Origin of the sequence: Maridesulfovibrio ferrireducens, assembly GCF_016342405.1 — a bacterium.
Taxonomy (GTDB): domain Bacteria; phylum Desulfobacterota; class Desulfovibrionia; order Desulfovibrionales; family Desulfovibrionaceae; genus Maridesulfovibrio; species Maridesulfovibrio ferrireducens_A.
The window spans coordinates 30,912-43,786 of record NZ_JAEINN010000012.1 but is presented as its reverse complement, the minus strand read 5'-3'; the positions used below and the strand labels follow the sequence as shown (position 1 = coordinate 43,786).

Genomic DNA, 12,875 nt, shown 5'->3' with positions numbered 1-12,875 from the left:
AGCATCAGTCCTTTGATTTTCGGGAATTCTGGAGGCATTCAATATAAAATAAACAATCTTTCTGATCGCAAAAACCGCTTGCCGCCCTTGCGAAACAATCAAAATTGCCTTCAACTCTCTGAAGCTTTCTGACGGATTCAATAAGACTTAAACCTTCAACTTTTACATTAAGCCTTTCAGCTAAATCCGCTATCAATTCTTGTGACATAATTTTTCCTAAATTCTCGCGCCGAGTTTGCGATACAATTTAATATACTCATCAGCCGAACGATCCCATGTGAACTCTTTCCGCATAGCCCGTTTGACCATTTTTTCCCACTCTTCTCTGTCATGCCAGACAGCTATAGCCTGTTCAATCGCTTCAAAAAATAAATCCGCGTCTGATTCCGCAAAGGTGAATCCCGTTGCTTCTTTGGAAGGATAGGGAGTAATAGTATCACACAGCCCGCCAACAGCTGTGGCAACAGGAGGCGTTCCAAATCGTAAGGCATAAATCTGGGTCAAACCACATGGTTCGTAACGTGAGGGCATCAGAAAAATATCCGATCCGGCCTGAATCGCATGAGCCAGATTTTCGGTATATCCGACCTGAACACATAATTTTCCAGCATACTCTTCCATAAGCTCAAGAAGCTGTGCTTCGTAAGCAAGATTGCCTTCACCGAGCACAATAAGACCTACATCTTTTTCCATCAGCTTCGGAATGATGTCAATGAGCAGGTCAACACCCTTCTGATCTCTCAAACGCCCTATGAATCCAAAGACAGGTTTGTCTTCAAGTTGATCAGACATATAAAATTCACGCAGCATGCTCTGCTTGCATTGCTGTTTACCGCGAATATCCTCAGCACTGTAACAGCATGGCAAAAACTTATCTTCGCAAGGATCCCAGACATTATAGTCAGCCCCGTTCAGAATTCCTTCGATTTTACCACTGTTACTTCTTAAAAAACCTTCGAGCCCACAACCAAATTCAGGTCCTAAAATTTCTTCTGCATAGGTAGGGCTGACGGCTGTAACTGCGTCGCTGTAGGCAATGCTGGCTTTGAGCATATTAAAATCACCATAAAATTCTGCTCCGTGCATGGACCATGCTTCAACCGGAAGCCCTGATTCGTGAAAAAGCCTTTCGGAAAAACGCCCCTGAAAAGCAAGATTATGAATCGTTGAAACCGACTTAGTATTTTTCCAGAAAGAATCACGGGCTCGTTCGAAATGTAAATAAGGAGGAACTAGTGCTGACTGCCAGTCATGTGAATGTATCACGGCCGGAGGACTGGGCAGAAGTCTTGCCCATTTCAAAACAGTTTTACAAAAGAAAATAAATCTTTCGCAATTATCAAAATAGTCGCCGTTATGAGTATTGTAGTAATAGCGACGATCAAAATATTCACCTCTGGCTACAAAATAGACAGGCATTCCATCGTAGTCTGTCTGATATATTTCAGCAGTCGTTGACGGCCAGGGATATCCCACATGTAAATCCGAATAAACAAGTCTGAGTTTATGCCCGTCCAGATTCATCCGTCCATAAAAAGGGGTGATAACAGCGGCATTAACACCTTTTTCGTGAACACAGGGAGGCAAAGCTCCCATAACGTCACCAAGTCCACCAGTTTTAGAAAAAGGATACATTTCCGAAGTTACGTACAAAACGTCGTGCATGGGCCAAACTCCCTATGATTTTATACCTGCTCAACAGAATTTCCAATCGAAGCCGAAACTTGCAACGAAAGCACTTTAACCGAAAATTCATTCAAAATGTCACTATGATCAAAAACTAATTCAGGAAGATCGTCCAACTGAAAAAAACGGGCTGCTCCTGCATCATCTCCAGCTTTAAGCCCCTGCGGATTACGCGCAACAGCGCTGTATGTAATGCTTATTGTATGTTGTCTGTCATCGCGGCAAGGCATGGAAAAGACTCCGACCAGACCAGTAAGTACAACGTCTAGACTGGTTTCTTCTTTCGCCTCACGAACAGCAGCATGTTCAAGTGTTTCGCCATAGTCAACAAACCCACCGGGTAAAGCCCACCCCAGCGGGGGGTTGTTCCTCTCAATTAATACAACCCCCTTACAAGGATCATATATAATAATATCTACAGTAGGGACCGGATTACGGTAAAGAACAACATCATTACCGCAATGAGGACACGGTTTCGAACCAAGCATACACAACAACCTTAATTTTATGTCACCAAAAACAGGAATTCTTACATTTGGTAATTCCTTATAATTATTAACGCATATGTTTTTTCATGACAAGAGAATACGGTTTATTTCTAAGAAAGAAAACAAGACAAACGACATAAACGAAAAAGGCCCCGTCGGTGGTATCCGACGGAGCCTGTTTTTCGATATTAATCTCAGCAAAAGAATGAAGGTGATTTAAATATAGCAACTCGCGTGCCAAAAATTATAGAAACCCAAAACATACGCTAACATACCTAAATATATGTCATTTTAAATATAAAAGACATTTTTACCAAACATGGAAAAAGTTAAATTTTTTATACTCGCATTATAAAAACACCGATTTCAAAGGGATCTTGGTTTAATTTTTTGAACTACCAAAAACGATATATCACAATCGGCCAGATCTGATCAATTTATTCAAAAGTTTTCAATCTTCAATTCTTAATTTGCTACAAAATCGAAAAGGCCCCGCCGGTGGTATCCGGCGAGGCCTGTTTTCGATATTAATCTCAGCAAAAGAATGAAGGTGATTTAAATATAGCAATACGCATGCCAAAACTTTAACCCACTAATAAAAACTCTTAACCTGCTATAATTAAACATTTTTATATACAAAGTGTCTCTTTTTAAAATTACACACAAAGTACAACAATTTATACCGGAAGACTGAACATCGGCTATTCATCACGATTACAGTTTAATTTTTTTTACTAAAAAAAAGGACCTGCTCTCACATATAAAGAGCAGGTCAATAAAATCGACATAATATATCAAAAGCTAATTTACGACTGTGAACCCGGCCTGTATCAAAGTTGCTCTGGAAATGACTCCGTCCCTGAGAACTCTTACTTTACCATTGCTAAGCGGTTCAATCACGGTTGAAGGACTTCCTCCGCGAGGAGCGGGCTTACCATCAAAAATACCTTCAACAGAGTTTATCAATTCTTCATCAATATCTTCAAATTTTTCCGCAGCTTTTTTACCGCTAAGATTCGCACTTGTTGCAATAAGCGGAGTACGAGATGCAAGACAAATTTTTGCCGCAACGGGATGATCGGTCCATCTTACAGAAGTATATCCCCGTGAATCTTTCACAGCATATGGCAACTCTTCGCGAGCTTTAACCAAAATGGAAAGAGGCCCGGGCCAAAAAGACTTAGCAAGTTTAAGCACTTCAGGAGATGCGTATTTAGTAACAAGATCGAGTTGATCCATACTCCCTATAATAATAGGTAGCGGTTTAGACACAGGCCGTCCTTTCACAAGAGCAACGCGATTTGCAGCCCCTTCGTCACTGGCATCTGCCCCGAGGGCAAACAAAGTTTCGGTAGGATAAATAAGTACCCCGCCGGATCTTATTATTTTTACGGCATCAACATCAGTCATCCCAAATCTCCGATCTTTTTATAGTGCATACGAAGCGATTATTTATACCAACTTTAAAACTTATGTCCAACATCTTTTACAATGTGCGGAAATAAAGTATCAAGCGATCATACTGCGAACAAGAAACGGCCCTACGGAGAAGTTGATGTCCACCAGAAATACAGGTTTGATAAATTTAGATATTGAAAAATTCCTATTGGAAATAAAAAATAATGTTCCTTTGTGGGCTCTGGGCACAGAGGAAATATCGCATCAAAGCGGCCTTATCAATACATTCCAAAGACTTTCAGCAAGTATCCCCTCTTTCGCAATACCATGCCGGGGAATTTCATTATGGATGTGGATGCAGAATCCACTGGATACATTTGCAGCACGTAAATTTTCAGAAGTCAGTGACATTAACGTTCCTGAAACACTTAAAAATACTATAAATTTTATCTCAAGTATGGACACAGGGAACATTCCGCTCGAGGATCTGGACAATCTGCTTCAGACAAACGACCAAACTCTTGTAATCAAGCACCTTTTCCCGCTGCTACGCGGCCCAGACGGAATAACGTGGTTAAACCATTCGTGGGATACTTTGCTACGGCTCGGCACCCCTGAGCTACCCAAAACAGCTCTCGATCTGGTAAAATGGGATGATGAGTTAAGGCCTGTAAAACAAAGGCTATATGCTCAGTACAGTTTTTTATACTTGGAACCTCAAGAAGCTTTAGACGCTGTTAATAAAATGGATGGAGACATCTGGGGTCTCTGGAAAGAATCAATAAAGTGTGAACTATTCTTAAAACTCAATGATAAAGAGCAGGCTATTGAAACTCTCTCAGCTCTTTGGAAAGAAAATATCTGGAACGTAAACTGGGGACAAAAATTATACGGACTTTTAAATCCTGCCCCGACAGCTAATATTTTGGACTCATCAGATGAAGTTTCCATCCTGCTATACTCATGGAACAACGCTAAACTTATTGAAAATACTCTTAAAAATGTAGCGACCTCAAACATAGGCAGGGCAAAAATATTTGCGCTGAATAACGGTTCCAGCGACAACACAGGTGAAGTCGTCAAAAATGCTGAAAATATTTTTGCAAAAGGGCAATACCAGTCCATCCAACTACCGGTTAACGTTGGAGCACCTGCCGCCCGCAACTGGCTGCTTGCCGAACCTGATGCCCGCAAAGGAAAATGGGCCGTATTTTTAGATGATGATGTGGAACTTCCTGAAAACTGGCTTGAAGAACTGCTTGCCACCGCAAAACAATATGGAAATCCCGGCGCAGTGGGATGCAGAATTACATCCACCACTAATCCGACGACCCTGCAATCAGCGGACTATCATATTTTTCCACCCGGATCCGGAACATCACAGATAGAAGGATTAACAGAAAGAATTATGGTTTTCGACAACTGCCGTTCGGCCTTGGATTACGGACAATTTTCATACACCCGTCCGGCAGTACATGTTTCCGGCTGTTGCCACATGCTCAACCTTGAAGCCATAAACAACAGCGGCCCGTTTGATGTCCGCTTCAACCCCACTCAATTCGATGACCTTGAGCGGGACTTAAGAGCATACCTTGCCGGATACAGTCATATATACGCAGGCCAGCTTCGCATCGGGCATATTCAGCATTCAAGCCTTGCAAAAGCCAGCAATATCAAAGGAATAGCGCAGGTGTTCGGCAACAAAATCAAGCTCGAAAGCAAATTCTCCGAGCCGGATATAAACAGTATATTTTCAAAAGACCTGATCTCACTTTGGTCAGACACTGAAAACAAATGGCGAGAGTTAACCACAATACTTTAACGGGTAAGCCAGTCCTGTACAATCACATCCATCTCTTCCTGTGAAAAAGACGGTTTGTCATACATACCTTTAGCGTAACGCTGAGTGAATCCATGATAAAGAATGAGTCCAGCTGCAACCGACACATTAAAGCTTTGTATCATTCCCTGCATAGGAATATAAACTTCATCAGGAACAAGTGCGGCCAGTTCAGGAGCCGTCCCGCTGTGTTCGTTACTTAAAATAACTGCCGAAGGCTTGCTGAGATCAAAATCCATCAACGGCCTTGCATTTTCCGAAAAACCAGTTCTGAGGACTTGGTATCCCTTACCTCTAAGTGATCCTACCATCTCAGCCGCGTCAGTGTGTGTTGTACGCTCCACCCACTTTTTACCGGACGCAGACGACTTATTGGCAAAATCCGGCCACTCGGCGTCAGTATAATACAAGTGGATGCCATAAATACCGAAAGCATCACAACTACGCAAAATTGCTGAAACATTATGCGGATCCCAGACATTATCAACAATAAGAGTAAGATCTTTCTGCCGCTTTTCCAACACTTCTCTGATTCGTTCTTCTCTTTGGGGGGTTCTCTTTTTTTCCATGGCGTTTTAGGTACTCAACCTTTCCAAAGTTTGCAAGGAAAGCCTGAAAAGAACTAGTAACACAATAATTGCTTAATATTAATTGACATTATATTGATTTAAAAAACATGATATGAGATTGTATATAGATATTTCACCAACGGAGGAACGGATGCGTGCTCTTGTAGCAGAAGATGAATTTGTAAGCAGAAAACTTATCTCCACTTTTCTGTCACCTCTTTTCGAAATAGATATCGCGGTGAACGGAAAAGAAGCCTTTGAAGCATATAAAATTGCCTTTGAAGAAGGGAAGCCGTACACATTGGTTTGTATGGATATAATGATGCCGGAAATGGATGGCATAACAGCTCTTGAAGCCATACGCAATTTTGAAAAAGAAAATGGCACTCCGAATAAAAAGAGCGTGAAAGTTTTTATGACGACAGCACTCAATGACCCTAAAACAGTTATCCGCTCCTTTCATGATGTTGAAGCTTCTGCCTTTCTCGTAAAACCGGTGTCAAAAGAAAAACTTTACGAAGAACTTGAAAAACTTGGCGTGCTGCACAAATAAACCGGATTTTAACGGAGCTGGAAATGAGTGAAGACGAATCCTTAATTGAAGAATTCTTTTCTGAAGTTAATGATAAATATTACCCTCAAGTTCTTGAGGGAATAGACCTTCTTGATGAGCAGCAGATTGAAGAAGGTATAGAAATTCTTTCGCGCCCTCTTCACACAATTAAAGGTGTAACCGGCTTCATGTCCGGTTTTGAACCGGCTTCTGCATTTACTCATAAAGTAGAAAGCTTCCTGAAAAAAATGCAATCCGGAGAAGTAGGAAGAGCTTTGCCGCAAATAGCTCTTGCAATTGAATCAGTGAACTCCATATTTATTCTTATTGAACAACTTCGAAATACCGGAAGCTACGATACAGAATTTACATCCTCTATTGAACAAAGGCTTTTAGGAGAAGATGAAGTCGTTGCAGGACCAATCGACAACGGATTAAAACCTATAGAAATTGAATCCATTGATAATTGCGAAATTATTATTCTTTCCGTTAACAGACTATATTTTTCCGAACAGCGCGAAGCAGTTAAAAAAGTTTTGCAGGATATTACAAACCAGAACAAAGTGCTGTTTGATTTCAGCAACACTTTATCCGTAGGTTCATCACTTTTTGAGCTTATTGCATCATTTTCAGATAACCTTGAAATCGGTATTACCGGCATGAACGGTTTCTGCTCATCTACTTTTCATTCTTGGGGATTTTCCAGATATATTGCTGAATACGACAGCCGTGAAATATTCCTTTCGAACAATAATTCCGGAGCAAACGGATAATGAAAGAAAGTATTGCAAGCTGTATTGAAGACATACAGAAAACAATCATAAACTTAGAACAAGGTTCTGGTGACATAAACAATGTCATGAAAACCCTTGGTCTTGAACATGTGAAAATTCCTTCGGCGCAGATTATCGCGCTGTTGGATATGCTTTCAGACGGAATTACGCCTGTCACTTCCGACTTAATTACTTCCCTGCTTGAAATTACAGAAGCTCAGAAAAAATTCTTTTATTGCATTGCGGGGCTATTAGATAAGGGAGCCGCTCCGGTCGACTGTGTAAAAGATAAAACTACAACTGAAACACTTGAAATAAAAAAAGAAAAAACTGAATCAACTACCGAAAATCCGGTTGAAAACGAAGTTGAAAACGAAGTTGAAAACGAAGTTGAAATAAAAAAAGACTCAGTTACTGACAATGAACCTCCAACAGAAACAGCTGTAGCAGCTAAATTTTCCCCGTCTGCACCGGCTAAAAAAGATAAATCACAGGCAATTTCTTCAATTCGAGTTTCCACACAACAGCTTGATTCTATCATAGAACTTGTCGGAAAACTCATGGTCACGCATGCAGTTATAGCGCAAACCGGAACCGATAATATCGCTAAAATTTCTGTCAGTCTGGGCGAGCTTGATAAAGTTATCCGCAACTTGCAGTCTGAAGTTGATGAAATACGACTTGTCCCGTTAAAACAAATTTTCATGCCCATGCACAGGCTGGTAAAAAGCACTTCTCAAAAGCTCAACAAAAGAATCAAATTCATAATTAAGGGAGAAGAACTTGCCCTCGACAAAACCATCGTTGAAAGCCTCAATGAACCTCTGGTTCACTTACTTCGTAACGCGCTTGATCACGGCATTGAAGATCCTGAAGACCGCGAAATGTGCGGTAAAGATAAAGACGGCTCAGTCATTCTGAGTGCAAGCAGAAAAGGCGAATTCGCGTATATCGAAATAACTGACGACGGAAAAGGCTTGGACGCGGATGTTCTGCTGGTAAAAGCTCTGGACCGAGGCCTTGCTGATCCCCAAAAAAATTATACGCAGGAAGAAATATATGAATTTATTCTGCAATCAGGATTTTCTACAGCCGAGGCAGTAACAGATATTTCAGGACGCGGGGTCGGAATGGATGCGGTCGTAAGCTCCATTCAGAATACTCTGGACGGTAAAATTTCAATCAAAAGTAAACTGGGATACGGCTCAACATTTACTATCGCCATACCGCTCAGTCGTTCAGTGAATGAAGGAATTGTCGATGCCCTTATCACATCGGTCGGGCCTGAAACATTTATATTCCCCAGCCGGGAAGTTCTCGAAGTATATGAACCTGTCCTTAAAGAGTTCACAACACTGCCGGACGGACGCGAGACTGTATCCATCAGAGGCAAGATTCATCCATTAATTCGAATGCATACTGTTTTCGATTTTCCTCAGCCGCCTGAAGATCAGCTGTCGAAAGTAATTTTAGTGAAAATGGGACAAATCAGCGCGGCCATTCTGGTTGACGATGTTTTACGCCAGCAAAAAGCAGTTGTCACCGGATTCACCTTGCCGGTGAACAGTATTTACAATCTGCCCATTCTCGGCTTCGGCATGATGGGCGAAAATGATGCTTTGGTAGTAGACACAGAAGTTCTGCTCACAAAACAATTGGGGATTAATGACACGCTATAAGTCATGCCCTCACCCTTGAAGAAACATCGAATACCGGCTTTTCAGGCGCATTCAAAAGGCTTTGCTACCTTTCTTTTGTCTGCTATACATCTTGGTCCACTCAAGACGCGATAAATACGGACAAAATTCCGCAGGGATATATTTGATGAAAAAAGCCATTCTTCTTGCCGCACACGGTTCAAACAACCGGGCCGCCAATTCCGCTCTCAACAATATACTTAAACTGGCAAAAGCAGAGTACCCGGACATCCCCATAAAAAGCGCTTTTACGTCCTACCATGTTCGCAAAATAATGCGCGAACAGGGACAGCCTATCCCATCGGTAGAAGAAATTCTTAAATCAATGCACGATGATGGAATCACCCACGTGGTAATTCAATCTCTTCACGTTATTCCGGGTATTGAATTTCATCACATTACGCGAATACTTAATAAAATCGCAAAAGGTGAAATTCACTTTGAAAAAGCAGTATTCGGACAGCCCTTACTCAGTGATGATCAGGCTGTAGACGAAGTCTCTGATTTGATTTTATCTCTTTTGCCTGACCGCGATCCTGAAAAAGATGCTCTGATTCTGGTCGCTCACGGGTCCAGACATTCCGGTAATATTTTTTATCACAAATTCAAACTTGTACTTGAAGACAAAGACAAGCATTCTTTTTTGGGGGCAGTAAGCTCACCAAACGACATTGTGGAAATAACTGAAAAAATAAAAAAAGCAGGATTAAAACGAGCATTCCTTCTTCCTCTTTTGTTCGGCGCAGGGAATCATGTTCAAAAAGATATGGCCGGAGAAGACAAAGATTCTTGGAAAAATATAGTTGCCGCAGGTGGGATTGAACCTATTCCCGCAATTAAAGGTATCGGAGAATTCGGTATTTTTGCTGACCGCTGGATGGATAACCTGCGTGACGCTATCAAAAAACTGGACAATTAAAATACAGCCTACCCCCGCTCTTGCTAAACAGACGGACCGCATATAAGTTATCTTGGTAATGAAAAACAACCTTACTGTGAATGTTCACGACGGAAACGTCCTTGAACTCGCACCTTCGAGTGAGCTTAATCTGGCTCAACGTTTATTCCTGAATGGAGCTTTCAGCGGAGTTCCTCTCTGTTCGGGTATGGGAAGGTGTGCCCTTTGCAAAGTTAAGTTTGAAACATGCGCCCCGACTCCTCTCAAAGAAGAGCTTAAAAATTTTTCCGCAGCTGAAATAGAATCCGGCTGGAGATTTTCCTGTCTGCATAAAGCTGAATCAGCCGTTATCTATCTCCCGAAACCGGAACGGGTTGTCCCGAAAATATCCGGCAATATTCTCGACAAATTTGCAAACAGCCTGCCGGACAATCTTTCACTTGCCATAGACCTCGGGACCACGGGAATGCAATGGGCCTTTACGGTGAATGGTGAAATAGTAATAGAAGGACAGGAACTTAACCCGCAAATAGGGCTGGGCAGCGAAGTTATGTCCCGTCTGGCTTTTGCAGGTAAACCGGAACAGTGTAAAATTCTTTCAGACTTGGTAACGACCAGACTGGCTTCCATTATTGAACAGACCGGTCCGGTTAAAGAAATAGTCATCACCGGAAACCCTTCGATGATCTCGATCCTTGCTCAGGATAATGTTGAAGGCTTAAGCCGTGCACCCTACTCACTTCCGAACCAATGCGGCAAAGTTATCAATCTGGGACAAAACCTCCCGCAAGCTTACGTCCCTGTTCACCTTGCTCCTTTTGTAGGGGCCGATATAACAGCGGGCATTGTTGCCCTTAATTTTTCAAACGTTATTCCCGAGCCTCCATATCTTTTTGCGGATCTCGGAACTAACGGCGAATTTGTCCTCTGCCTTTCACCCGATGAATATATTGTTTCATCGGTTCCGATGGGTCCAGCCCTCGAAGGCGTAGGACTAACCAACGGCAGAACTGCCGGCCCCGGTGCAATCTCATCTTTCACCCTCACTCCGGCCGGACTTTCTCCGTCATTTATAAGTGAACCAGACAAAACAGGCAGTCCCGGTATAACCGGAACAGGTTATCTGTCTCTCTGTTCGCTTTTACTGAAATCAGGAGTTCTTACTCGTGAAGGTCAATTCTCAAAGGGAAATACCCCTTTTGCCGCACGACTGGCTCGTAATATAACTCAGGCGCATGGATCTCCGGCTCTTGATCTGGGCTTAAATTCGGAGCTTTTGCTTCCGGCTTCTGATATAGAAGAAATATTAAAAGTTAAAGCTGCTTTCAATCTGGCTATGACAGCCCTTTTAGACAGGGCCGGATTGTCACCCTCGTCACTGAACTCATTGATTCTTGGCGGGGCCATGGGACAGCATGTAAATATTAATGATCTTGTAACAACCGGATTTATCCCTGCAGAAACAGGTCCTATAACCCGCGCCGCAGGCAACACCTCCCTTGTCGGAGCTGTAATTCTCACAAATAACAAAAATGCTCGAGATTTTGCTTCATCTCTGCCCGCCCTGACTTCAGTACTGGAGTTAGCCGGAGGCCAAGATTTTGGACAAAAATTCCTCGAAAGGATGATATTTCAATATGTCTATTAGAGTCACTTCACTTTTCCCGCTGCCACCCGAAAGTATTACCAAGCAATTAGAAAACTATCTTAATATTCTGAATAAAGCAGTCCCTCTGCGTCCCAAACACAAAGAAGAAATTCACTACGCAATTCGTGACCTTTCAAAAATGCTGACAGGTGACCGCGCAAGTCTACCCAAAGATTACATGGGTGATCCACGCACACTAAATGCATACTTGCGCTTCTACCTGCCTTGGAATCTATACAGACTGACCCGCCTATTTCAGGACATGAATTTCAATCTCCCTGAAAATGGAGTCATCATAGACCTTGGCGCAGGACCATTAACTGTGGCGCAGGCTCTCTGGATTGCAAGACCTGAGCTTCGCGAAAAACGTTTGACTTTTATCAACGTTGACCGTTCACCAAAACCCATGCGCGAAGGACAAAAACTTTTCGAAGCTCTTGCCGGAAAAAGCCCGTGGAAAATGATTAACGTAAAAGGTGGCCCTTCTTCTAAAATACGAGAAAAGGCCGACCTGCTGATTACCGCTAACATGGTCAACGAAGCTTCATCAGGAATGCGCACCCCGCTTCAGTTATGGGCTAATAAATTTTGTCAGCAGATAAGCAGAATGCTCACTCCTAAAGGGAAAATGCTTATTATCGAACCGGGCATCCGCCGTTCAGGACGCGTACTTTCCATTATGCGTAATGAATTCATGGAAAGAGGACTTTCAATTCTGGCTCCATGTCCACATCAAGAAGAATGCCCACTCAACGGTGAACAAGGTAAGTCTTGGTGTCATTTCAATTTTGACTCCAACCATGCACCTGAATGGCTGCAAAAACTTTCCGCCAAATGCCGTATGGAAAAAGACAATGTCAGCATGAGTTTCTTATACGTAGCACAATCTGACACACCACCTCCTGCCGCAGCAGAAGGCGAAATGCTTATCCGTACTATTTCTGAATCTTTCAGAATCGATGAGGGCGGATTCGGTCAGTATGCCTGCGCCGCTCAGGGATTAATCCTGCTGCTCGCAAAAGGCGGAGCAAGATCAATTTTCCCCGGTGGACTTATCGGAATACCCGAGCCTGAAAAAATGGAAGAAGATCTTAAATCCGGCGCAAAAATAGTTGAACTGCCGACCCGCGCAATTCATAAATCTGCTGACGAAAAAGCTTCGGATTCAAAATCTGATCATGATTCAAAAAAAGATAATCGTTCAAAGTCTGCACCGGATTCAAGAAAAAGTTCTTCTCCGAAAGGCAGATCAGATTCCAGATCAGATTCCAGACCGCATTCAAAAAAAGATTCTTACAAAAAAAATAAGCCTCCCCGGAAATAAG

The 12,875-nt window shown here is 42.4% G+C and carries 12 protein-coding genes; 7 read left to right on the top strand and 5 right to left on the bottom strand.

The genetic code is table 11. The features are described 5' to 3' along the window. Positions 1-4: 4 nt before the first annotated feature. The 4 genes from JEY82_RS13270 to JEY82_RS13255 form a co-directional block, all read right to left on the bottom strand. Entirely contained in the window at positions 5-208 is a 204-nt protein-coding gene (locus tag JEY82_RS13270; RefSeq protein WP_304086191.1) for a hypothetical protein, read from the bottom strand. Positions 209-216: 8 nt separating this feature from the next. Beyond that, the gene (gene glgA / locus JEY82_RS13265; RefSeq protein WP_304086189.1) at positions 217-1,665 is read right to left on the bottom strand and encodes a glycogen synthase GlgA; all 1,449 of its coding nucleotides are present in this window, start codon (positions 1,663-1,665) and stop codon (positions 217-219) included. 20 nt (positions 1,666-1,685) lie between these two features. Further along, positions 1,686-2,174: an NUDIX hydrolase gene (locus JEY82_RS13260; RefSeq protein WP_304086186.1), complete on the bottom strand. Its 489-nt coding sequence runs from the start codon at positions 2,172-2,174 to the stop codon at positions 1,686-1,688. Between the two features lie 801 nt (positions 2,175-2,975). Then, the gene (locus JEY82_RS13255; protein ID WP_304086183.1) at positions 2,976-3,584 is read right to left on the bottom strand and encodes an L-threonylcarbamoyladenylate synthase; all 609 of its coding nucleotides are present in this window, start codon (positions 3,582-3,584) and stop codon (positions 2,976-2,978) included. A 145-nt stretch (positions 3,585-3,729) separates the two neighbouring features. On the opposite strand from JEY82_RS13255, the gene JEY82_RS13250 reads away from it, so the two are divergent. Next, the gene (locus JEY82_RS13250) at positions 3,730-5,394 is read left to right on the top strand and encodes a glycosyltransferase family 2 protein (RefSeq protein WP_304086181.1); all 1,665 of its coding nucleotides are present in this window, start codon (positions 3,730-3,732) and stop codon (positions 5,392-5,394) included. On the opposite strand, the gene JEY82_RS13245 is transcribed toward JEY82_RS13250, so the two are convergent. Beyond that, positions 5,391-5,981, bottom strand: a complete 591-nt coding sequence (locus JEY82_RS13245; RefSeq protein ID WP_304086179.1) for an RNA methyltransferase — start codon at positions 5,979-5,981, stop codon at positions 5,391-5,393. The two genes, JEY82_RS13250 and JEY82_RS13245, sit on opposite strands and share 4 nt — an antisense overlap. A gap of 151 nt (positions 5,982-6,132) precedes the next feature. Between JEY82_RS13245 and JEY82_RS13240 the strand changes: the two genes are divergently transcribed. The 6 genes from JEY82_RS13240 (at position 6,133) to JEY82_RS13215 (ending at position 12,874) form a co-directional block, all read left to right on the top strand. Then, entirely contained in the window at positions 6,133-6,534 is a 402-nt protein-coding gene (locus tag JEY82_RS13240; RefSeq protein WP_304086177.1) for a response regulator, read from the top strand. A gap of 23 nt (positions 6,535-6,557) precedes the next feature. Further along, entirely contained in the window at positions 6,558-7,307 is a 750-nt protein-coding gene (locus JEY82_RS13235) for a histidine kinase (RefSeq protein ID WP_304086175.1), read from the top strand. Continuing rightward, positions 7,307-8,986 carry a chemotaxis protein CheA gene (locus JEY82_RS13230; protein ID WP_304086173.1) on the top strand — a complete coding sequence of 560 codons (1,680 nt, stop codon included), beginning with the start codon at positions 7,307-7,309 and terminating at the stop codon, positions 8,984-8,986. Before JEY82_RS13235 ends, JEY82_RS13230 begins: the two co-directional genes overlap by 1 nt. Positions 8,987-9,131: 145 nt before the next feature. Beyond that, positions 9,132-9,923: a sirohydrochlorin cobaltochelatase gene (locus JEY82_RS13225; protein WP_304086171.1), complete on the top strand. Its 792-nt coding sequence runs from the start codon at positions 9,132-9,134 to the stop codon at positions 9,921-9,923. Positions 9,924-9,981: 58 nt separating this feature from the next. Continuing rightward, complete coding sequence (locus tag JEY82_RS13220; RefSeq protein ID WP_304086169.1) at positions 9,982-11,550, top strand: ASKHA domain-containing protein; 1,569 nt, start codon at positions 9,982-9,984, stop codon at positions 11,548-11,550. Beyond that, a complete protein-coding gene (locus tag JEY82_RS13215) occupies positions 11,540-12,874 on the top strand; it encodes a small ribosomal subunit Rsm22 family protein (RefSeq protein WP_304086167.1) in 1,335 nt (444 codons plus the stop codon). Before JEY82_RS13220 ends, JEY82_RS13215 begins: the two co-directional genes overlap by 11 nt. The last annotated feature ends 1 nt before the right edge of the window (position 12,875 follow it).

Excerpts from the sequence above, each read along its gene's own strand:
- JEY82_RS13270 (WP_304086191.1), bottom strand. The coding sequence starts at position 208 with ATGTCACAAGAATTGATAGCGGATTTAGCTGAAAGGCTTAATGTAAAA.
- glgA (WP_304086189.1), bottom strand. The coding sequence starts at position 1,665 with ATGCACGACGTTTTGTACGTAACTTCGGAAATGTATCCTTTTTCTAAA.
- JEY82_RS13260 (WP_304086186.1), bottom strand. The coding sequence starts at position 2,174 with ATGCTTGGTTCGAAACCGTGTCCTCATTGCGGTAATGATGTTGTTCTT.
- JEY82_RS13255 (WP_304086183.1), bottom strand. The coding sequence starts at position 3,584 with ATGACTGATGTTGATGCCGTAAAAATAATAAGATCCGGCGGGGTACTT.
- JEY82_RS13250 (WP_304086181.1), top strand. The coding sequence starts at position 3,730 with ATGTCCACCAGAAATACAGGTTTGATAAATTTAGATATTGAAAAATTC.
- JEY82_RS13245 (WP_304086179.1), bottom strand. The coding sequence starts at position 5,981 with ATGGAAAAAAAGAGAACCCCCCAAAGAGAAGAACGAATCAGAGAAGTG.
- JEY82_RS13240 (WP_304086177.1), top strand. The coding sequence starts at position 6,133 with ATGCGTGCTCTTGTAGCAGAAGATGAATTTGTAAGCAGAAAACTTATC.
- JEY82_RS13235 (WP_304086175.1), top strand. The coding sequence starts at position 6,558 with ATGAGTGAAGACGAATCCTTAATTGAAGAATTCTTTTCTGAAGTTAAT.
- JEY82_RS13230 (WP_304086173.1), top strand. The coding sequence starts at position 7,307 with ATGAAAGAAAGTATTGCAAGCTGTATTGAAGACATACAGAAAACAATC.
- JEY82_RS13225 (WP_304086171.1), top strand. The coding sequence starts at position 9,132 with ATGAAAAAAGCCATTCTTCTTGCCGCACACGGTTCAAACAACCGGGCC.
- JEY82_RS13220 (WP_304086169.1), top strand. The coding sequence starts at position 9,982 with ATGAAAAACAACCTTACTGTGAATGTTCACGACGGAAACGTCCTTGAA.
- JEY82_RS13215 (WP_304086167.1), top strand. The coding sequence starts at position 11,540 with ATGTCTATTAGAGTCACTTCACTTTTCCCGCTGCCACCCGAAAGTATT.